Source organism: Janthinobacterium sp. GW823-FHT06H09 (genome assembly GCF_058794735.1).
Genome location: NZ_JBXAHC010000031.1, coordinates 1 through 19,887 on the forward strand (window position 1 = coordinate 1; position 19,887 = coordinate 19,887).

Annotated in this window: 19 protein-coding genes and 2 tRNA genes; 7 read left to right on the top strand and 14 right to left on the bottom strand. The window is 64.3% G+C overall.

What is annotated here, in order from left to right; all coding sequences use genetic code 11:
- Nucleotides 1-143 precede the first annotated feature (143 nt).
- On the bottom strand, nucleotides 144-758 hold the full coding sequence (locus AC1Q6X_RS27510) for a hypothetical protein (RefSeq protein ID WP_139143036.1): 615 nt from the start codon (nucleotides 756-758) through the stop codon (nucleotides 144-146).
- A 278-nt stretch (nucleotides 759-1,036) separates the two neighbouring features.
- Here AC1Q6X_RS27510 and AC1Q6X_RS27515 point away from each other — a divergent pair, with 278 nt between their 5' ends.
- The 6 genes from AC1Q6X_RS27515 (at nucleotide 1,037) to dbpA (ending at nucleotide 8,928) form a co-directional block, all read left to right on the top strand.
- Nucleotides 1,037-1,555, top strand: coding sequence for a sigma-70 family RNA polymerase sigma factor (locus tag AC1Q6X_RS27515; RefSeq protein ID WP_492498976.1), 519 nt, complete (start codon nucleotides 1,037-1,039; stop codon nucleotides 1,553-1,555).
- A gap of 1 nt (nucleotide 1,556) precedes the next feature.
- On the top strand, nucleotides 1,557-2,564 hold the full coding sequence (locus AC1Q6X_RS27520; RefSeq protein WP_492498977.1) for a FecR domain-containing protein: 1,008 nt from the start codon (nucleotides 1,557-1,559) through the stop codon (nucleotides 2,562-2,564).
- A gap of 102 nt (nucleotides 2,565-2,666) precedes the next feature.
- A complete protein-coding gene (locus tag AC1Q6X_RS27525; protein WP_492498978.1) occupies nucleotides 2,667-5,168 on the top strand; it encodes a TonB-dependent siderophore receptor in 2,502 nt (833 codons plus the stop codon).
- Nucleotides 5,169-5,284: 116 nt separating this feature from the next.
- Nucleotides 5,285-6,949 (top strand): acid phosphatase, encoded by a 1,665-nt coding sequence (locus tag AC1Q6X_RS27530; protein ID WP_492498979.1) that lies wholly within the window; start codon nucleotides 5,285-5,287, stop codon nucleotides 6,947-6,949.
- A gap of 205 nt (nucleotides 6,950-7,154) precedes the next feature.
- Nucleotides 7,155-7,391: a hypothetical protein gene (locus AC1Q6X_RS27535; protein WP_099408811.1), complete on the top strand. Its 237-nt coding sequence runs from the start codon at nucleotides 7,155-7,157 to the stop codon at nucleotides 7,389-7,391.
- Nucleotides 7,392-7,503: 112 nt separating this feature from the next.
- Entirely contained in the window at nucleotides 7,504-8,928 is a 1,425-nt protein-coding gene (gene dbpA / locus AC1Q6X_RS27540; protein ID WP_492498980.1) for an ATP-dependent RNA helicase DbpA, read from the top strand.
- Here the strand turns inward: dbpA and AC1Q6X_RS27545 are convergent.
- The 4 genes from AC1Q6X_RS27545 to AC1Q6X_RS27560 form a co-directional block, all read right to left on the bottom strand.
- Entirely contained in the window at nucleotides 8,915-9,457 is a 543-nt protein-coding gene (locus AC1Q6X_RS27545) for a hypothetical protein (RefSeq protein WP_492498981.1), read from the bottom strand. The two genes, dbpA and AC1Q6X_RS27545, sit on opposite strands and share 14 nt — an antisense overlap.
- Nucleotides 9,450-10,028 (bottom strand): hypothetical protein, encoded by a 579-nt coding sequence (locus tag AC1Q6X_RS27550; protein ID WP_492498982.1) that lies wholly within the window; start codon nucleotides 10,026-10,028, stop codon nucleotides 9,450-9,452. Before AC1Q6X_RS27550 ends, AC1Q6X_RS27545 begins: the two co-directional genes overlap by 8 nt.
- A 42-nt stretch (nucleotides 10,029-10,070) precedes the next feature.
- Nucleotides 10,071-11,447, bottom strand: a complete 1,377-nt coding sequence (cysS, locus tag AC1Q6X_RS27555; protein ID WP_492498983.1) for a cysteine--tRNA ligase — start codon at nucleotides 11,445-11,447, stop codon at nucleotides 10,071-10,073.
- 236 nt (nucleotides 11,448-11,683) lie between these two features.
- The gene (locus AC1Q6X_RS27560; RefSeq protein ID WP_492405683.1) at nucleotides 11,684-12,835 is read right to left on the bottom strand and encodes an MFS transporter; all 1,152 of its coding nucleotides are present in this window, start codon (nucleotides 12,833-12,835) and stop codon (nucleotides 11,684-11,686) included.
- 228 nt (nucleotides 12,836-13,063) lie between these two features.
- On the opposite strand from AC1Q6X_RS27560, the gene AC1Q6X_RS27565 reads away from it, so the two are divergent.
- Nucleotides 13,064-13,891, top strand: coding sequence for an AraC family transcriptional regulator (locus AC1Q6X_RS27565; protein WP_492498984.1), 828 nt, complete (start codon nucleotides 13,064-13,066; stop codon nucleotides 13,889-13,891).
- 215 nt (nucleotides 13,892-14,106) lie between these two features.
- Here the strand turns inward: AC1Q6X_RS27565 and aqpZ are convergent, their stop codons facing one another.
- The 9 genes from aqpZ to AC1Q6X_RS27610 form a co-directional block, all read right to left on the bottom strand.
- Complete coding sequence (gene aqpZ, locus AC1Q6X_RS27570; protein WP_058048505.1) at nucleotides 14,107-14,796, bottom strand: aquaporin Z; 690 nt, start codon at nucleotides 14,794-14,796, stop codon at nucleotides 14,107-14,109.
- A 215-nt stretch (nucleotides 14,797-15,011) separates the two neighbouring features.
- Nucleotides 15,012-15,422: a GNAT family N-acetyltransferase gene (locus tag AC1Q6X_RS27575; RefSeq protein ID WP_492498985.1), complete on the bottom strand. Its 411-nt coding sequence runs from the start codon at nucleotides 15,420-15,422 to the stop codon at nucleotides 15,012-15,014.
- Nucleotides 15,422-15,880 (bottom strand): hypothetical protein, encoded by a 459-nt coding sequence (locus AC1Q6X_RS27580; RefSeq protein ID WP_492498986.1) that lies wholly within the window; start codon nucleotides 15,878-15,880, stop codon nucleotides 15,422-15,424. Before AC1Q6X_RS27580 ends, AC1Q6X_RS27575 begins: the two co-directional genes overlap by 1 nt.
- 64 nt (nucleotides 15,881-15,944) lie before the next feature.
- Entirely contained in the window at nucleotides 15,945-16,355 is a 411-nt protein-coding gene (locus AC1Q6X_RS27585; RefSeq protein WP_070223698.1) for a hypothetical protein, read from the bottom strand.
- A gap of 35 nt (nucleotides 16,356-16,390) precedes the next feature.
- On the bottom strand, nucleotides 16,391-17,530 hold the full coding sequence (locus AC1Q6X_RS27590) for an amidase family protein (RefSeq protein ID WP_070289890.1): 1,140 nt from the start codon (nucleotides 17,528-17,530) through the stop codon (nucleotides 16,391-16,393).
- Nucleotides 17,531-17,689: 159 nt separating this feature from the next.
- A complete protein-coding gene (locus AC1Q6X_RS27595) occupies nucleotides 17,690-18,265 on the bottom strand; it encodes an elongation factor P (protein ID WP_070223695.1) in 576 nt (191 codons plus the stop codon).
- A 135-nt stretch (nucleotides 18,266-18,400) separates the two neighbouring features.
- Nucleotides 18,401-19,570, bottom strand: coding sequence for an elongation factor P maturation arginine rhamnosyltransferase EarP (gene earP / locus AC1Q6X_RS27600; protein ID WP_492498987.1), 1,170 nt, complete (start codon nucleotides 19,568-19,570; stop codon nucleotides 18,401-18,403).
- Between the two features lie 95 nt (nucleotides 19,571-19,665).
- Nucleotides 19,666-19,741: transfer RNA gene (locus tag AC1Q6X_RS27605), tRNA-Glu, on the bottom strand.
- A 70-nt stretch (nucleotides 19,742-19,811) separates the two neighbouring features.
- A tRNA-Glu gene (locus AC1Q6X_RS27610) sits at nucleotides 19,812-19,887 on the bottom strand.

Genomic DNA, 19,887 nt, shown 5'->3' on the forward strand with positions numbered 1-19,887 from the left:
GGGTGGAGCAGTCTGGCAGCTCGTCGGGCTCATAACCCGAAGGTCACAGGTTCAAATCCTGTCCCCGCAACCAATACATAAAAAACCGCTGATGCCTGCAAGGGAGTCAGCGGTTTTTTTCATTCCGGGCCGGGCCCATGCTGTTACGCGGTGACGCTGGCCCTGATCTGCCTGGCCGCCGCATGCAGGCTGGCCGCCACCCGTTCCAGCTTGTCGGCGCCAGCCGTTTCAGCCAGGGCGGCAAACGCGCTGATATGAAACGTGGCCACCATGGCCGGCGACACTTCCAGCTCCAGCGCGGTCTTGCTCAATTCCGTCGACGCCTCGAGATAAGGCTCGCTGCCCGCCTCGAACGCCTGCTTCGTTTCCAGCAATTCCTGTCCGCCCTCGGCCTTGGCCAAACATGCATCGACCTTTTGCTGGAAAGCAGGCAAGGTATCGCGCACGGGGCCGGCGTCGGGCGCCGCTTCCGGCTCCGGCGCCACTGGCGCAGGCGCAGCGGCGGCCGGCTTGTTCGCCGCCGGCATGTCGCGCATCGTCAGCCAGCGCTCGACGGCGAGAAAATCGGCAAACGGCTCGCCCACCTTGGGGTTCATCAGCCAGACTTCGCCCGTGCGCCAGTCGATCCGGGCACCGCGCTCGTTTCTCGCCAACAGAATATCCTTGCCGCCATCGGCATTCGACACGCGGCCGATGTCGATCCAGTTCATCACTTCCGCCTGGCGCGACATCGCGTTGACCCGATGGAAATAGGCCAACCATAAAAATCTGGCGACCAGAAGAACCAGGACACCGCCAACCATCCACATCATTTTTTTTGCTCCGCTCCACATGGCCAACCCCATTTTCTCACATGAAAGCTTGCGCCAAGGAAACTTTTACATCTGCCGTGCGCAGGCGCAAAGCCCGCGCCACGCGCGGCCCGGGCGCGCAGTCGCATTTCAGCAACGCCGCGTTTTCCTGATTGCCTGGTGCGCGCCGCTGCGCTATTATGAGAACAATTCTCATTTAGATTAAGATATTCCATCCCGTCCGCATGCTGTCCGCCCCTTCCCCGCCGTCCGAATTCCAGGCCCTGTACGCCGAGCACCACTCGTGGCTGCTGCACTGGCTGAAGCGCCGCCTGCACGATGCGGGGCTGGCGGGCGACCTGGCGCAGGATACCTTCCTCAAGATCTTCGTTGCGCGCAGCAGTGCCAGGATCGCGCAGCCGCGCCCTTTCCTGGCTACCATCGCCAAGCGCCTGCTGGCCAACCACTGCCGGCGCGAAGAACTGGAACGCGCCTACCTCGACGCCCTGCTGCACCAGCCGCAAGCGAGTACACCGTCGCCGGAAGCGATGTCCATCCTGCTCGAATCGCTGCAACTGATCGACCGCGCGCTGGACCGGCTCTCCGCCAAGGCCAGGGCCGCCTTCCTGCTGGCCCACCTGGACGGCATGAGCTATGCCCAGATCGCCGCCGAACTGGGCACCACCACGCATTCCGTCAAAAAATACCTGAGCAAGGCCAACCTGCTGTGCTTTTTTGCCGTGCCCGATTTTGCCGCGCCCTGACATGCGCGGCGCCACCGTCTACGCCCAGGGCCAGCCCATCGACCTGGCCGTCGCCATGCAAGCGGCCGAATGGCTGACCACCCTGATGAGCGGCGAAACGACGCCGGCGGAAAAAACGGCGTGGCAGCAGTGGCGCCAGGCGCACCCGGACCATGAACGGGCATGGCGTCACATCGAAAGCATCAGCGGCGGCTTGCGCGAACTCGATGGGCCAGCCAGCCGCAAGGCGCTGCTGCAAAGTCCCCTCTCGCGTTCCGTCTCGCGACGCGGCAGCCTGCGGCTGCTGGCGTGGGTATCGGCCATCGGCATCACGGGCTGGTTCGGCGCGCGCTCGGAATATGCGCCCGGCATGGCCCGCGCCGCGCTGGCCGACCTGTCCACCGGCGTGGGCGAACGCCGCGAGCTGACCCTGGCCGACGGCAGCCGCCTGCATCTGAACAGCGGCAGCGCCGTCAACATCCGCTACACGGACACGCAGCGGCTGCTGCAACTGGTGCGGGGCGAAGTCTTCATCGCCACCGCCCGCGAAACGGGCCGGCCTTACCGCCCCTTCCTCGTCGAAACGGCGCAAGGCCACGCGCAGGCGCTGGGCACGCGCTACTCGGTGCGCCAGGCCGAGGGCAGCACGCTGGTCGCCGTCGAGGAAGGCGCCGTGCGGCTGATGCCGTGCCAGGGCGATGGCAGTCTCGTGATCCAGGCCGGCCAGGGCGGCGGCATGACCGCGCGCAGCATCGTGCCCGCGCACGCCGTCTCGCCCGACATCTGGGCCTGGCGGCAGGGCTTGCTGCTGGCCGACGCCATGCCGCTGCGCGACTTCCTGCATGAGTTGAGCCGCTACCGCCACGGCTTGCTGGGCTGCGACGACGCGGTGGCCGGCCTGCGCATCTCCGGCGTCTTCCCGCTGGCCGACCTGGACGCCGTGCTGCTGTCGCTGCCCGATTCCCTGCCGGTGGACGTGCGCCTGCGCACGCGCTATTGGGTGCAGGTGGAAGCGCGGCGGCAGCGCTGAACATGTATTTTGACGCCAGCGCAAAAAAAAGGTACCCGTTTTCGATTCTCGCGTGACCTGTGTAGGCAACGTTCTTTTTGACGACTACACCACAAGGTAACCATGTCCCAAGCTATCTCTTCCAGGCCGCGCATCAAGCGCATGGCATATGCCATCCAGCTCGTCTTCATCGGTTCGGCCCTGCTGCTGAACGTCCAGGCGCCAGCCCTGGCGCAGGAAAGCGCGGCCGCCGCTGCGGCCAGTCTCGACTTCCAGGTGCCGGCCGGCGACCTGGCGGCGGCGCTGCGCCAGGTCGCCAGCCAGTCCAGGGTCATCCTCAGCTTCACGCCGGACCAGACGCGCGGCAAGACGTCGGCGGGCTTGAGCGGCCGCCACGACGTGCTGGCCGCCCTGAACGGCGTGCTGCGCGGCACGGGCCTGAAGGCCGAGCGCAGCGCCAATGGCAGCTACGTGCTGCGCCCGGCCCAGGCCCAGGCGGATTCCGGCGCGGAGGCCATCGCCATGATGCCGGAAGTATCGGTCAAGGCGCAGCAGGACGCCACCGAAGGCTCGGGCGCGTATGTCTCCACCCTGCCGATCGCCACGGCCACGCCGCTGGGCCTGTCGATCAGGGAAACGCCGCAGTCGGTCAGCGTCATCACGCAGCAGCGCATGCAGGACCAGGGCTTGAGCACGATCGCGCAAGTGATGGCGCAAACGCCGGGCATCACCCTGTTCTCGCTGGGCAGCGAGCGCACGGGCTTTACCTCGCGCGGCTATTCGATCACCAATTACCAGCTCGACGGCATCAGCACGCATTCGGAAAACCTGGGCCTCGACGCGATACCGTCGCAAAGCCTGGCCGACATGGCGCTGTACGACCGCATCGAAGTGCTGCGCGGCGCCTCGGGCCTGATGACGGGCGCGGGCGACGCGTCGGGCGCCATCAACATGGTGCGCAAGAAACCGACGGCGCAGTTCCAGGCCGCCGTCGAGGGCGAGCTGGGCTCCTACGATGAACGGCGCGCCATGGCCGACATCTCGGGTCCGCTGGACGAGGCGCGCACGGTGCGCGGCCGCCTGGTGACCGTGTACGAGGAAGGCGACAGCATCATCGACGGCTACAGCCGCGACAAGAAAGTGGTCTACGGCGTGGTCGAGGCGGACCTGTCCAGCGACACGAAGCTGACGGCCGGCGTGACGCACCAGCGCAAGCGCTCGGACGGTTCCCTCTCCTACCTGGGCTTCCCCCTGTTCTACAGCAATGGCGCCATGACGGACCTGCCCCGCTCCTTCAGCCCGGCGGCCAGGTCGAATCGCTTCAACACCAATTCAACCGACATCTTCGCCACCTTGGAACACGCGCTGACAAACGACTGGAAGCTGAAAATCTCGGCCAACCGCGTGCAGTCGTCGCAGGAGGAGCGCGCCGTCTACATGAACGTGAGCGCCGGCTTCCCCGACCAGGCCACAGGCGATGGCCTGGGCCTGAGCGCCGACTACCGCGATTACCAGCTGAAGGTCAACAGCGTGGACGTCAACGTGCGCGGGCCGTTCAGCGCCTTCGGCCGCCAGCACGAGCTGGTGCTGGGCATGGACTACAGCCAATTCCAGAGCAAGACGGATGGCCGCTTCGACTGGAGCATCCAGGGCAGCGGCGTCAACCTGTACCGCTGGAATCGCCTGGCAACGCCCGTGTTTGGCGATACCTACGTCACCTACGACAGCACGCGCCGCCAGGCCAGCGCGTATGCCGCCACGCGTCTCAACCTTTCCGAGCGCCTGAAACTGATCGCCGGCGCCAAGGTGCTGCGCTACAGCGAGAACTACATCTCGGACGCGCCTTCCGTGCCGTTTTACAGCGCGTCGCCAGCCTCGGAAAGCCGCGTCTTCACGCCGTATGGCGGCCTGGTGTTCGACATCGACGCCACGCACAGCGCCTACGCCAGCTATTCCACCATTTACCAGCCGCAAGCCCAGCAAGACCGCTACGGCAAGCTGCTGGCGCCGCGCGAGGGCAAGACCTTTGAAGCGGGCATCAAGAGCGGCTGGTTCGATGGCCGCCTGAACACGGCCGCCGCGCTGTACCAGATCCGCCAGAGCAATCTGGCCGAATCGGACCCCGGCTACACCGTCCCGGGCACGAACAATCCCGCCAATCGCACCATCAAGGGCGCCAAGACCCAGGGCGTGGATCTGGAAGCGACGGGCGCGCTGACGCCGGACTGGAACATCTCGGCTGCGTGGTCCTACAGCCAGACGGAAAACAATACCGGCAAGGCGATCCTGACCACCTTCCCGCGCCACCTGATGAAACTGTGGACCACTTACCGCCTGCCCGGCGAGCTCAATCGCCTGACCGTGGGCGGCGGCGTGAACTGGCAAAGCCGCGTGTATTCCGACATCGACGCGTGGCAGATCAACAGTACCCTGCACTGGGAACAGAAGGCGTACTCGGTGGCCAGCCTGATGGCGCGCTATGACGTCAACGACAAGCTGTCGGCCACCGTGAACGTGGCCAACCTGTTCGACAAGCAGTACACGGCTTCCGTGTCGGACTGGTGGTACTCGGGCATGTATGGCCCGGCGCGCAAGGTGGCACTGAAGGTGCGCTACCAGTTCTAGGGCAGGCTGAATATTTCACAGGGGCGCAGGGCCGGTGATACAATTTTCCCGCTTCACGGGCGTTGCCGGCCATTGCCGCCAACGCCCGTGCCCATAGAGACACCCAAGGAGAATGTGTGAAGGACCTCGCCCCCGCCCTGCCAGCCGATCCGGCCGACCAACCCGCCAATCCCTCGCGCCGGCGCATTTTCCAGGCTGCTTCCGCAGTCGGCCTGGCCGCCAGCCTGCCGGCGCTGGCCGACGCCGCGCCAGCCAGGAAGACCATCGCCAAGGGTTCGCTCGACGCGAAACTCAAGGCGCACGTCAAGAACGTGGTCGTGATCTACCTGGAAAACCGCAGCTTCAACAACCTGTTCGCCAACTTCCCCGGTACCAGCGCGCCTCTGTCCGCCGTCACCGCGGAACAGGCGCAGCAGCTGGACCGCGACGGCAAGCCGCTGGCAACCCTGCCGAAGATCTGGGGCGGCCTGGTGCCGAATCAGCAAAATATCGGCGGCATCGATTACCTGATCAAGGAAGAGCAGATTTCCGGCCTGCCCAACGCTCCCTACAAACTGAGCGACGCGTCCGGCAAGCCCCTGCCCGAGAGCATCATCACGCGCGACCTCGTGCACCGCTTCTATAACAACCAGATGCAGATCAATGGCGGCAAGAACGACGGCTTTGCCGCGTGGGCCGACAGCGGCGGCCTGGTGATGGGCCACTACGGCGAAACGTCGAAAAACCTGAACCTGTGGCAGATCGCCGAGCAATACACGCTGTGCGACAACTTCTTCATGGCGGCCTTCGGCGGCTCCTATATGAACCACCAGTTCCTCGTCACGGGCCGCGCCAACGAATACTTTAACGCGACCGAGACGGCGGCGAAGAAAAAGATCGCCGTGCTGTCGGACGGCCCGCAAGGCGTGCGCCTGGCCATCTCGCCCGACTGCCCCGCCTCCGCGCTGGAAGGCAAGCCGAAATATGTGAACGACGGCGCCATCACGCCGGACGGCTATGCCGTCAATACCATGGCGCCGCCGTATCAACCGAGCTACATCCGCCCCGCCTTCGACGGCGACCCGCTGCACGCCGACCCGGCCGACGCGAATACCCTGCCGCCGCAAACCTACGACACCATCGGCGACCTGCTGTCGCGCAAGGGCGTCAGCTGGGCGTGGTATGGCGGCGGCTGGCAAGCGGCGCTCGACCACAAGGGCGGCGGCAGTAAACCAAATTTCCAGTTCCACCACCAGCCGCTGAACTACTTCAAGCAGTTCGCGCCCGGCACGGCGGCGCGCGCCGAACACCTGCGCGACGGCGGCACGGGCGACAGCCCGATCTCGAACAAATTCCTCGCCGCCGCCGTGGCGGGCAAGCTGCCGGCCGTGACCTTCTACAAGCCGCAGGGCAATCTGAACCTGCATGCGGGCTATTCGGACATCGAATCGGGCGACCAGCACGTGGCCAACGTCATCCAGCATCTGAAGGAATCGCCGCAGTGGAAGGACATGATCGTGGTGATCACGTTCGATGAGAACGGCGGCTGGTGGGACCACGTGGCGCCGCCGAAGGGCGACCGCTGGGGCCCGGGCACGCGCATTCCCGCCATCGTCGTCTCGCCGTACGCGAAAAAAGGCGCCGTCGACCACAGTTTCTACGACACGACGTCGATCCTGCGTTTGATCACGCGCCTGCACGACCTGCCGCTGCTCGAAGGCCTGAAAGTGCGCAACGACGCGTTTGCAGCACGGGGCGCGCTGCCGCCGGGTGACCTGACGGGCGCCCTGAGCTTCCGCTAAGCCTCCCACAATGCGGCACGCCTGTGATACACTGCGTGCCGCACTTAAATCCGCAGGTCTGCTTTTCCTGCCGATGATATTCACAATGAGCCCGACTCCAGTAGCCGGGCTTTTGTTTTGTGGATGAAGTGAAAGCGTATTGACATAGGCGGGCAGCACCTTGCCCGCCCCTTGGCCTTCGCAGGCCAGGGACAGAGGTTAGCAAATGAGAGATAAAAAAGACAACGCCACCATCGACTTGCCCGGTTTCGGCCCGCCGCCAGCGCTCGAGGCGCCAGAGCCGGCGCCGGAGCCGCAGCGCCGCGCGCGCGCGCGCAAGGCGGCGCTGAAGCAGGTGCAGCTCGAATTGCTGGAGCCGACCGACGCCACGGGCCTGCCCGTATGGACGCGCGACGCCGGCCTCGATCTCACCGGCTTGCCCATCTGGGCGCCCGATAATTAGTACCCCACGCCGGCGGCCGTTTGCCGCCGGCTTCCACACCACCATCCGCACAAGGGCGTAGAACGCCTGTAGACTGTGCCCATCCACCCGCTTTTTACCGGCTCCGCCCTTTATGAACACCTCCACTGCCACCACCTCTTTTTCCAGCCTGCCGCTGACGCCCGCCTTTTTGGCCAACCTCGATTCGCTCGGCTACCACGAGATGACCACCATCCAGGCGCAAAGCCTGCCGGCGGTGCTCGATGGCCGCGACCTGATCGCGCAAGCGAAAACGGGCAGCGGCAAGACGGCCGCCTTCGGCATCGGTATCCTGCACAAGCTCAATCCGGCCTGGTTTGCCGTGCAAGGCCTGGTGCTGTGCCCCACGCGCGAACTGGCCGACCAGGTGGCCAATGAATTGCGCCGCCTGGCCCGCGCGGCCGGCAACATCAAGATCCTGACCCTGACGGGCGGCGCGCCGATGCGCCCGCAAATCGCCTCGCTGGAACACGGCGCCCACATCGTCGTCGGCACGCCGGGCCGTTTGCGCGACCACCTGGGCCGCGGCACCATCAACCTGAATCACGTGCAGACCCTGGTGCTCGATGAAGCGGACCGCATGACGGACATGGGCTTTTATGAGGAAATCGCCGGCATCGTCAGCGCCTGCCCGGCGCGCCGCCAGACCCTGCTGTTCTCGGCCACGTACCCGGAAGACATCCGCCGCGCCACGGCGTCGTTCCTCGTCAATCCGCTGGAAGTGACGGTCGAGGCGCAGCACGACAACGACAAGATCGAGCAGCGCTTCTATGAAATCGGCTTCGACGAGCGCAACAGCGCCGTCGGCAAGCTGTTAAAACACTTCAAGCCGGAATCGACCCTGGCCTTCTGCAACACCAAGGTGCATTGCCGCGAACTGGCCGAGGAACTGCGCCAGCAAGGCTTTTCCGCTCTGGCCCTGTACGGCGAGCTGGAACAGCGCGAGCGCGATGAAATCCTCGTGCTGTTCGCCAACCGCAGCTGCTCCGTGCTGGTGGCCACCGACGTCGCCGCGCGCGGCCTCGATATTTCCGACCTGGGCGCCGTGATCAACGTCGATGTCTCGAAAGACACGGAAGTGCACATCCACCGCATCGGCCGCACGGGCCGCGGCAGCAAGAAGGGCCTGGCCCTGTCGCTGTGCGCGCCGAACGAGAAGAAATGGGTCAAGCTGATCGAGCAATACCAGAACAGCGCCGCCGAATGGCACGACCTGAAGGAACTGAACGAGGACGATGGCGCAGAAGCGCTGCCGGCGCCGATGGTCACCCTGTGCATCATGGGCGGCAAGAAGGACAAGCTGCGCCCGGGCGACTTGCTGGGCGCATTGACGGGCGATGCTGGCCTGACCAAGGAGCAGGTGGGCAAGATCAACGTGTTCGAATTCATGACCTACGTGGCGCTCGACCGCAAGGTGGCAGAAGCTGCCTTCAAGCGCCTGAACGCGGGCAATACCCTGGGCCGCGACTTCGGCAACATCAAGGGCCGCAGCTTCAAGATGCGCTTTATCGAGGCGTAAGGCCTTGCAAGGTACGCAGGGCCGCCATGGTCCTGCGTCCCGGGTAGCTGCCCCACACGGGATACTGCCCGCGGTAATAGCAATTCCAGTAACTGACGGTGCGCCGCTCCAGCGTATCGAGATACGCTGGATTCTCCCGCAGGTAGCGCGCCAGCGCGTCGGCATTCCAGGCCGGCAGCGCCGCGCCAATTGCCTCGATAATCTCCAGCACGTATTCGCCGCACAGGTGCACGACGAAGGGCACCGTCCACGCCCGCTCCTGCTGCAGCAACTGCCTTGCACACGCTTCGCGCAGATGGCCGTCATGGTGGCGCGTGCCCAGGCACAGGGCGATCACGCCCGCGTCGCCGGGCAGCCGCGTACAGGCCAGCAGCGGCTCGCGGTCATAATAGGTGCGCGCCGGGATCAGCAAGGCCTCGCCATCCTGGCGCACGGCAAATGGCGGGTGTGTCCGGCCGCTCCCCAGCGCGGGCAGCAGCTGCGCCACGGTGCCGGCCAAGGCCGCGGGAAAGGCGTCCGCTTCAGCCATCGCGCCCCTCCCGGCACACCTTGCGCACGCCCAGTGCGGGTTTATCCATCTTTTCAAAGATCACGTTCGAATACCAGTCGGCGGGGTCGCCGTCCGTGGGCTTGCCCAGCGAAATATAGTAGCCGCCATGGGTAAACAGGGCCGTGGTTTCCTTGCCTGGCGTGGCGCGCTGCAGGAAGGCCGGCCACGCCGCCTTGTCGACTGGCACAAAACGCGCGGCCAGCAGCGCCAGCAAACGCGCATGCGTAGCCGGCGCATACGGGAACAGATACAGGTATTCGACCAGTTCGCCGTCATCGGCCAGGCGCGTGACGGCGGCGGTCGCGGCATCGGCCGTCCCCTCGTCGCCGCCAAAGCGGCACAAGGTGCCGCCGCTGTAGGCGAAGTCGATGACGGTCGCCGGCGCGCACGCCTGCCGTTCGCGGTCGATGCCGACGGGCGGCAGCGCGCGCACTTGCGCCAGCAGCGCTTCGCCGGACGTGGCCAGCACGGGAAAGCCCGGACACTCGCTGGCCGCGCGGGCGGCAGAAAAGGCCAGGCAACAACTCAACAACAGCAAACGACGCTTCACGGCATCTCCAGTTTCATCAGGCGGCCATTATGCAGGACATCTTCACAAAGGCCGCGCCTGTTGCCCCTGCGGCGTATCGTCGATGTCGTAGCCGGCCGCGCGCGCCAGTTCGCGCAAGCGGTCCGCCTCGGCCCACTGGCGCTGCGCGCGGGCGTGGGCCCGTTCCGCCAGCCACGCCAGCACCGGCTGCGGCACTTCCACCTGCGCCGGCTGCCAGGCCAGCAGATCGAGCCCCAGCGCCGCGTCGAAGCTGGCCATGGTGGCCTTTTTCACGCCATCGGGCAGCGCGCTTTTCAGCAGCTCCCAGGTCACGGCCAGCGCGCGCGGATAATTCAGGTCATCGTTGATGCAGGCCCTAAAACGCGCCAGCCATGTCGCGTCGGCCTCGCCGCCTGCATCCCCCAGGCCATGCACGGCCACGCGCAGGCGCGCCAGGCCGCTGCTGGCGGCGCGCAGGGCTTCATCCGTGAAGTTGAGGCTGCTGCGGTAGTGGGCGCCCAGGCACAGATAACGGTAGGCCAGCGGATCGATGCCTTGCTCCGCCAGGCTTTGCAGGCGCAGGAAGTCGCCCGAGGATTTCGACATCTTCGCATCCTGGGTCTTGAGGAAGGCGCCGTGCAGCCAGAAGTTGGCCAGGCGCGTGCCATGGCGCGCTTCCGTTTGCGCGATCTCGTTGCTGTGATGGACGGCCACGTGGTCTTCGCCGCCGCAATGGATGTCGAAATACGCGCCCAGGTGCTTTTCCGCCATGGCCGAGCATTCGATGTGCCAGCCGGGGAAACCCAGGCCCCAGGGACTGTCCCACTCCATCTGCCGCTGTCCCGGCACGCCGCTGAACTTCCACAGCGCGAAATCGCAGATGTCGCGTTTTTCCCCAAGCTCCACCCTTTTCCCCGCCTGCAGCCCATCGCGCTTCAGGCGTGCCAGCTTGCCGTAACTGTCCTGGCGCGTCGTGTCGAAATAGATGCCGTCGTCCGTGCGGTAGGTATAGCCCTTCGCTTCCAGGTCGAGGATGAAGGCAATCTGCTCCGCGATGTGGTCGGTGGCGCGGCACCAGACGGTGGGCGGCAGGATATTGAGCTGGCGCAGATCGTCCTCGAACGCGCGGGTAAATTCAAGGGCGATGTCCCAGGCCGACTTGCCGCTGCGGGCGCTGCGCGCTTCGATCTTGTCGTCGCCGCTGTCCGCGTCCGACGTCAAATGGCCCACGTCCGTGATGTTCATCACGTGGCGCACCTGCAAGCCGTTGAACGCGAGCGCGCGGCGCAAGCCGTCGACGAACAGGTAGGTGCGCAGGTTGCCGATGTGCGCGTAATCGTAGACGGTGGGCCCGCACGCATACAGGCCCGCCTGGCCCGGGGCGATGGGTTCAAACGGGCGCAGGCTGCGCGCATAGGTATCGTACAGATGAAGTGTCATGCGGGGCTTTCATTAACGCTGCGGAAAAAGAAAATGGCCACAGGTTTTTCAACACTGTGGCCATCGAATGAGGAGTAAAACGTCAGCGGCGCGCAGCCGCATCCTCACGGGGCCAGGCGCACGGACACAGCGCAGCAGCGGCGCCGGATACAGAAACTGGAGTGAGGATGAAAGTGATCATGGGACGAATATCGCATGTACGCGGGCGGGCCGTCAAGCCCTCCCGCGTCACCCGCTTATTTTTTCACCTGCTCGATCTGCGGCAGCAGCACCGTCAGAATGCCCAGCAGCGGCAGATAGGAGCAGATTTTATACACATAGGCGATGCCGGAGATATCAGCCAGGTGGCCCATGGCGGCGGCCGCGATGCCGGACACGCCGAACATCAGGCCAAAGAAGATGCCTGCGATCATGCCGACCTTGCCCGGCACCAATTCCTGCGCGAAAACGACGATGGCGGAAAACGCGGATGAAATCACGAAGCCGATGATCACCGTCAGGACGGCCGTCCAGAACAGGTCGACATACGGCAGCAGCAGGGTGAACGGCGCGGCGCCCAGGATGGAAATCCAGATCACGCGCTTGCGGCCGATGCGGTCGCCGATGGGGCCGCCCATGAAGGTGCCGGCCGCCACGGCGGCGAGGAAGAGGAACAGGTAGAGCTGGGCATCGCCGAGCGACAGGTGGAATTTGTCGATCAGGTAAAACGTGTAATAGCTCGACAGGCTGGCCATGTAGATGTACTTCGAGAACACCAGCAGCGCCAGCACGCCCAGCGCGCCAATCACCTTGTTGCGCGACAAGTTCGGACCATGGCCGCCCGCCTTCGGCTTGAAGCTGGCCAGGTGGCCGCTATACCAGTGGCTGACCTTGTACAGCACGCCGATGGCCAGCACGGCCAGCAAGCTGAACCAGGCGACATTGCCGTGGCCACGGTTCACGATGACGGCGGCCGCCAGCAGCGGTCCCAGGGCGGAACCGACATTGCCGCCCACCTGGAACAGGGACTGGGCAAAGCCGTAGCGCCCGCCCGAGGCCATGCGCGCCACGCGCGACGCTTCCGGGTGGAAAGTCGAGGAACCGACGCCGATCAGGCCGGCGGCGAGCAGCAGGGTCGGAAAGGTCGAGACGACGGACAGCATCAGCACGCCGGCCAGGGTGAAGCACATGCCGACCGGCAACAGGAATGGCAGCGGACGGCGGTCCGTGTACAAGCCGATCCAGGGCTGCAGCAACGATGCCGTGCACTGGAACGTCAGGGTTATGAGGCCGACCTGGGTAAAACTGAGTGAAAACTCGGCTTTCAGCATCGGATAAATCGACGGCAATAATGCCTGGATCAAGTCATTGAGCAAATGCACGAAGGCGACGGCGCCCAGGATGTGCATGGCCAGACCGGATTGTTGTTGGGAACTATGAAGCGAGGGAGCCGCCGGCACGGACTTGGCCAATGGCGGGGCAGTTGTGGTTGTATGCATGTGTCTTCCGCAATAATCGGGCACGGCGGGCGGCCCGGCAAAGAAGCCAGTATAGTATGGTCACTGAACTGATAACTTCCAATAATCGTCGCCCAAGTGACAACTGAGTGACAATCAGGCGACAAGCCAACGACCGACATGTACACCCACCCACCCGCCCAGACCCACCCCGATGGCGTGCCGTTCAGCCGCAGCACCAGCTCGCACGACTACCAGCATGTACCGCGCCCGGTGACGGCCATGTCCAGGCAATATGCGGCCGGCGACTACACGGCGCCGCACAGCCACGTGCGGGCGCAACTGCTGTATGCGACGGAAGGCGTGATGCGCGTCTCCACCGAACATGGCGTGTGGATATTGCCGCCCCGGCGCGCCCTGCTGATCCCCGTGGGCGTCGTGCATGAAGTCCATATCTTGAGCGAATTGAGCATGCGCACCGTGTACATCGATGCGCAGGTGGCGGCCCCGTATGGCGCCGATTGCAAGGTGCTGGAAGTGAGCCGGCTGCTGCGCGAGCTGATCCTGACCTTGCTGGCCGAACCGATCGAATATGCGCTGGCGGGGCGCGGCGACTGGCTGGCGCATTTGATCCTGTCGGAACTGGCGACGGCCGACACCGTGCCCCTCGCCATCCCCTGGCCCCGCGACCGGCGCCTGGTGGCCGTGTGCACGGCCATCATGAGTGCGCCCGGCAGCCGGCGCAGCATCGAGGACTGGGCGCAGGATGCGGGCGCCAGCGCGCGCACCCTGATCCGCTTATTCCCGAAGGAAACGGGCTTGCACTACCGCCAATGGCTGCAGCAAGTCCACCTGGCCGAGGCATTCTGCCGCCTGGACCGGGGCGAAGGCGTGGCGGCCATCGCCTATGCGCTGGGCTACGCCAGCCCCAGCGCCTTCAGCGCCATGTTCCGCCGCATCCTGGGCCGCACGCCGCAGCACTACCTGAGCGAATGGCGCGCCGCGTAGGTCGGCTTAGCGCGGCGCAGCCGCGCGTAAGCCGACAAGCTGCACTGTTGGCATTGTCGGCTTACGCCCTGCGGGCTAAGCCGACCTACAACTTGATTGTTCACCGGCAGCCGCTAAACCAGCGTCGTAGGTCGGCTTAGCGAGGCGCAGCCACGCGTAAGCCGACAAGCTGCACTGCCGGCATTGTCGGCTTACGCCCTGCGGGCTAAGCCGACCTACTCTTTTTCGCCAGCAATCAAGCGGTAGGCCAGCGCGCCCAGCAAGGCGCCGATGATCGGTGCCAGCCAGAACAGCCACAGCTGGCTGGTGGCCCAATCGCCTACGTACAGGGCCACGCCCGTGCTGCGGGCCGGGTTGACGGAGGTATTGGTGACGGGGATGCTGATCAGGTGGATCAGGGTCAGCGCCAGGCCGATCGGCAGCGGGGCGAAGCCGGCCGGCGCGCGCTTGTCGGTGGCACCCAGGATGACGATCAGGAAGAACATCGTCAGCACGATTTCAATGACCAGCGCCGACAGCATCGAATAGCCGCCCGGCGAGTGGGCGCCGAAGCCGTTCGAGGCAAAGCCCTTGCTGACGTCGAAACCGGCCTGGCCGCTGGCGATCACGTACAGCACGCCACCGGCCACGATGGCGCCCAGTACTTGCGCGATGATGTAAGGCAGCAGTTGATTGGCGGGAAAGCGGCCGCCCGCCCACAGGCCGATCGAGACGGCGGGATTCAGGTGGCAACCCGAGATGTGGCCGATGGCGTAAGCCATGGTCAGCACCGTCAGGCCAAACGCCAGCGCTACGCCGACAAAGCCGATGCCGAGGCCGGGAAAGGCGGCGGCCAGGACGGCGCTGCCGCAACCGCCCAGTACCAGCCAGAACGTGCCGAGAAATTCGGCGCCATATTGTTTCATGATGTATTCCTTTAAAGTGACGAGAAAACGTGCCAGGGACGACCAATCGGACCGCTCACCACCTTTGCCCGCGCCCAAGGGCGACAGCAAAGCACAGCACCAGCAACGCACGCTGCAGAGCGCGCATAATGACACGACGTCATTATCAATGCAACATTATTGCGTACAATAATGCTAATAGTTCTCTTGACACCTAAAGGTTGTTTTGATAATTCTCATGGCGCGGGGCGGCGCATGTACTTTTCCGGCGCCTCCAGCGGCGCAAAGCCAAAGTCCGCATACAGGCCATGCGCGTCATCGGTGCCCAGCATCCAGGCGACATCGCGCAAGCGCGCATCACCAAGTACGGCGGCCACCATCTGCCTGCCGTAGCCGCGCCCCTGGTAGGACGGCAGCACGAACACGTCGCGCAGGTAGGCAAAATCCGTGTAGTCGGTGATGACCCTGGCGAACGCCACTTGCTGGCCATCCACATAGCCGCCGAAACACAGCGCGTTGGCGATCCCCTTGCGCACCGTTTCGATCGCCACGCCGCGCTTCCAGTACGACTGCTCGCTCAGGTAGCGGTGGATCATGGGCACGTCCAGCTCGCCGCGCTCGCTGGAAATGCGTAGCGGCGCGTGCATCAGTTCTTGTACAGCAAGTCGGCTTCGGCGATGCTGGGCTCGCCGAAATACACGGTGCGCAAGCCGCCGTTGGCATCGCTGCCCATGTACACGCCCGTCATGCTGCGCGCGACGGGGTCGTACAAAATGGAATAGCGGTGGCCGCAATTGTGCGGTTCGCAGACGCTGCTCAGCAGGCGTGCCTTGCCGTCGATCTCGACGGGCTTGAGCGGGCTGGCCACGCCATCGGGCACCCAGCGCTGCCGCTTCAGGCCCGCCTTTTTCAAGCCCTCATTGAAGGCCTTGCGAAAGGCGTAGTCCGCCTTGTAGACATCGGGGAAATACGGACAGGTATGGCCGCCGTCGCAGCTTTGCGCCTGCTCGATCAGCGACAGTCTGGGCGTACGCGCTTGTGCCGGCACGGCGGCCAGCGCCACGGTGGCGCCCAGGAATACGGGTAAAAGCAAACGTACAGACATGCAAACTCCTAAAAGCATAGTGTAATGCCGGAAGCATAGCAGAATGGCATGCTTGTGCGCGCGCCTAGGGAGAACAGCGGATGCCGACCACGCCGTTGACCTTGCCTTCCGGCCAGCCCGTCTCGCGCCAGCGGTACACGCCGGGCGCGACGATGATCAACTGCCATTCCACCAGCTTGCCAGCGGCATTGAGGCGGGTCTCATTGTCATAGCGCAACGTCAGGCTGCGCTCCGTTTCCGCCACCACCGTCGCGGCAAAGCGGTTGGTTTCGCCCAGCTTGCTTTTCCACGTGCGGTCGTTGAAGATCGCCAGCCGCTGATGATCGTCAGACAACTGCATGCGCGTAAAGTGCCGCGCTTCTTCGCACACACTATTCGTATTCACGCTGTCGGACCAGCTGCCGGACAGCTGCTCGGCGTCAAAAGGAGTCGGGGTGGCGGCCACGGCCGCACTCAGCAGCAAGCTTGCAAGCATAGTTTATCGAAAGAAAACGAAAGGAATCATCATGGTCAACGCAGCGCCAGGGTGATGCTCGATGGCAGTGCGGGCGTGCGCCGGTGCAAAGTCGCCTGCTCGTAGGCATACGCCATTGCAATGAGCGCCATGTCGCCGTGGGCTGGGCCGATGAAGGACAAGCCGACCGGCAAGCCCCCGACCATGCCGGCAGGCACCGTAATATGCGGCAAGTCGGACTGCGGCGATACGCCATGGCAGGTCGGCCCCACCAGCGCATCGAGCGCATGCGAACGCAGCAGCGCTTCAATGCCGCCAGACCCGGACGCGGGCGGCGGCTCGATCAGTTCGGCGCCCTGTTCGCGCAACACCAGCAGCGCCTGCTCGATCACGGCATCGGTCCCGGCGCACAGGCCGAACAGGCTGCGCGCAACGCCGATGCGGCGCCCTTGCAAGCCGGCAAGGTCGAGCGTCAAGCCATCGGCCAGGCGCTCGCCCGTCAGGGCGGCGAGCAGCCAGGCCGCCTCGCGCACGCTGGGCGCCATCGGCCCTGCCGTGGCTGGCTCACCGCCCTGCCCGCCAGCGGTCCTGCCGGTGGGCTTGATGGCGACCAGGCCGCAGTTTGAAGCAGGCGCGACGATGGAGCCGTCCGCCGCGCTGTCGACGGCCAGGATAGTCAGGCCGGCCCAGCTGGCACTGGCATGCGGCACGCTGACGGCGGCCCACTGGCGCAAATTGCTTTTGCCGATGATGACGGCGCCGGCCGCGCGCAAGCGCGCCGCCACAAAGGAATCGCAGCTGGCATGCGTGGCCAGGGGTGCCTGCGTGCGCGTCTTCATGCGGTCGCCCGTGGCGATATTGTCGCGCAAGACGACGGGAATGCCATGCAAGGGGCCGCGCACCTTGTGCACCTGCCGCTCGCGGTCCATTTCCAGCGCAATTTTCAGCGCGTCGGGATTGATTTCAATGCCGGGATAGGCGCGCGCGCCGATGCTGCACAGGGAGCGGATGCGCGCCAGGTACTGCGACGTCAGCGCATGGGAACTGAGTTTGCCTGCCTGCATCATCTGCTGTTGCGGCAAGACCCCTGCGTCGAGCAAATGGGCCATGGGACTGGCGGGCGCCGTGGCACGGGCCAATACGGGGCGCGACACGCCCCGGGACGCGCCACTGCGTAACATCTGACTGCGCTGCATCGTATCTCCAGGAAACCTCAGTGTTTCTAACGCAATAATGTGCTAGCCATAGCATAGCAGTCCTTGCAACTCAATTGTTGTTGAAAGGAATTATTTTTCAAGCAAAAAAAAAACGCCGCCCGAAGGCAGCGTTTCTTGATGGTCAAGCACTGGCGCGTATCAGTTGCGCACGACACGCTTGTATTCGTTGGTACGGGTATCGATTTCGATGACGTCGTCCTGTGCCACGAACAGCGGCACTTGCACGGTGTGGCGGTGCGCGTCGATGGCGTTTTCGATCTTGGCTTCTTTCAGGACGTTGCCCGACGTGTTGCCCTTGACCGCAGGCTCCGAGTACACCACTTGACGGGCGATGGTCGTCGGCAGTTCAACGGAGATAGCCTTGCCGTCGTAGAAAATGGCTTCGCATTCCATGCCATCTTTCAGGTAATGCAGTGCATCGCCCAGGTTTTCTTCTTCGATTTCGTACTGGTTGTACTCGGTGTCCATGAAAACGAACAGCGGGTCGGCGAAGTACGAATACGTCACTGGCTTTTTATCCAGAACAACCACGTCGAACTTGTCGTCGCCGCGGAACACGTTTTCCATCGGGGTGTTCGTCAGAAGATTTTTCATCTTCCATTTGTAGGTGAAGCCCGTGCGGCTCGAACCGTTGACATCAGAACGCAACACGATCATTGGCTTGCTGTCGACCATGATGATATTGCCAACACGAATTTCTTTTGCGGGTTTCATAGGAATGTACGTAAAAAGTGGGTTGCATGAAGACCATCTGCCGCCTGTGCGCCATCAGCGCCGCAAGCTTGCGTTTGATCGGTTAAAAATACGTTAGAAATAACCGGGCATTTTACCTTAATTTTGGGCAAGCGCCTATCTCGTCGCGCCGGCGAACGCCAGCAAGTTACTTGCCAGATCGCCATGCGCCTGCATCTGCCGCTGCCAGTCCTGCGCGCGCGCCCGGATGCGCGGCAGATCGGCCTGCAATGCGGGCCACAGCTGCGCCCACGGCAAGGCGTCCGCGCTGGCGCCATTCCAGGCCAGCGCCGCCTGCACCAGGCTGTCGATGGCGCCGTCCGCGTCCATCGCATAGCGCTGCAGGAAGGCGCGCAATTTCACGTGATGCAAGTTTTCGTCCTGCAGGTAGATATGCCAGAGAAACGGCTGGCCCGCCCATTGCGCGCGCACGAAGGAATCCTCGCCACGCACCAGGTTCACGTCGCAAGCCCACAGCAGGCGGTCGTAATCGTCCTGCGGCACGAAAGGCAGCACGCGCACGGTGAGCGCGCCGCGCGTGCGCGCCGCACCAGGCAGCGCCGCATCGTCGCCGATAAACGCTTGAACGGCATCGAACGCGACGCCTTCCGGCACCAGGCATACCACAGCTTGCTCACCCGCCTGCCAGGCCGCGAACAGCTCGGCGACGGGCGCGGACGGATAGCAGAACAGCGATACTTTCACGGCGCACATTTCCGCCGCCGTGACGCCGATCTGCCCGAGAAATGCCGCCATGGCGGACGCATCGGACTGGAACGCCAGCCTTTTTTCATCGAGCGCCGCTTCGCGCAGCAAGCCGCCCGTCTTATCGGTAAAACCGGGAAAGAAGAAATGCTTGATCATGCCATGGCGCGGCGACGTCAGCGCATGGCAGCCCTCGACCCACTCTTCCGCCGTCAATCCCTCCAGATTCAGCCACACGGGCTGCGGCGAACAGTGGGCCATGGCGGCGATATAGCCGGGCGGAATGTCGCAGGCAAAAAACTCGATGACGATGTCGGCGACGTCGGCCGGCACAAACGCGCCATCCTGGCCGCGCCAGTGGCGGACCGTGACGCCGGACACCTGCTGCGCTTCGGCCACCACGTCGATTTCGGGGCAGATGCGCCGGAAACTCGATAAATCATCGACCCACAGGGTGACGGCGACGCCGTGCTCGCCGTTCAACTGCCGCGCCAAGCGCCAGCAAATGCCGATATCGCCGTAGTTGTCGACGACTTTGCAGAAGATGGCGAGAGATGGTGCGCGATCGGTAGGTAGTGGCATAGTCAAGGGGAAGAGAAAAACGTGGGCATGGCGGCCAATAACAAAAAAGCCGCGCTGTTACCAGGCGGCTTTTTTGTTGGCTGATTCAGCCGGTCTGGCGTCCCCAAGGGGATTCGAACCCCTGTACTCACCGTGAAAGGGTGATGTCCTAGGCCTCTAGACGATGGGGACAGAAAATCTGTCCTGGATGCGCTGCGTTGCATCCCGACCTGTTACTTTACTTGCTGACTGCATGCGAATCTGGCGTCCCCAAGGGGATTCGAACCCCTGTACTCACCGTGAAAGGGTGATGTCCTAGGCCTCTAGACGATGGGGAC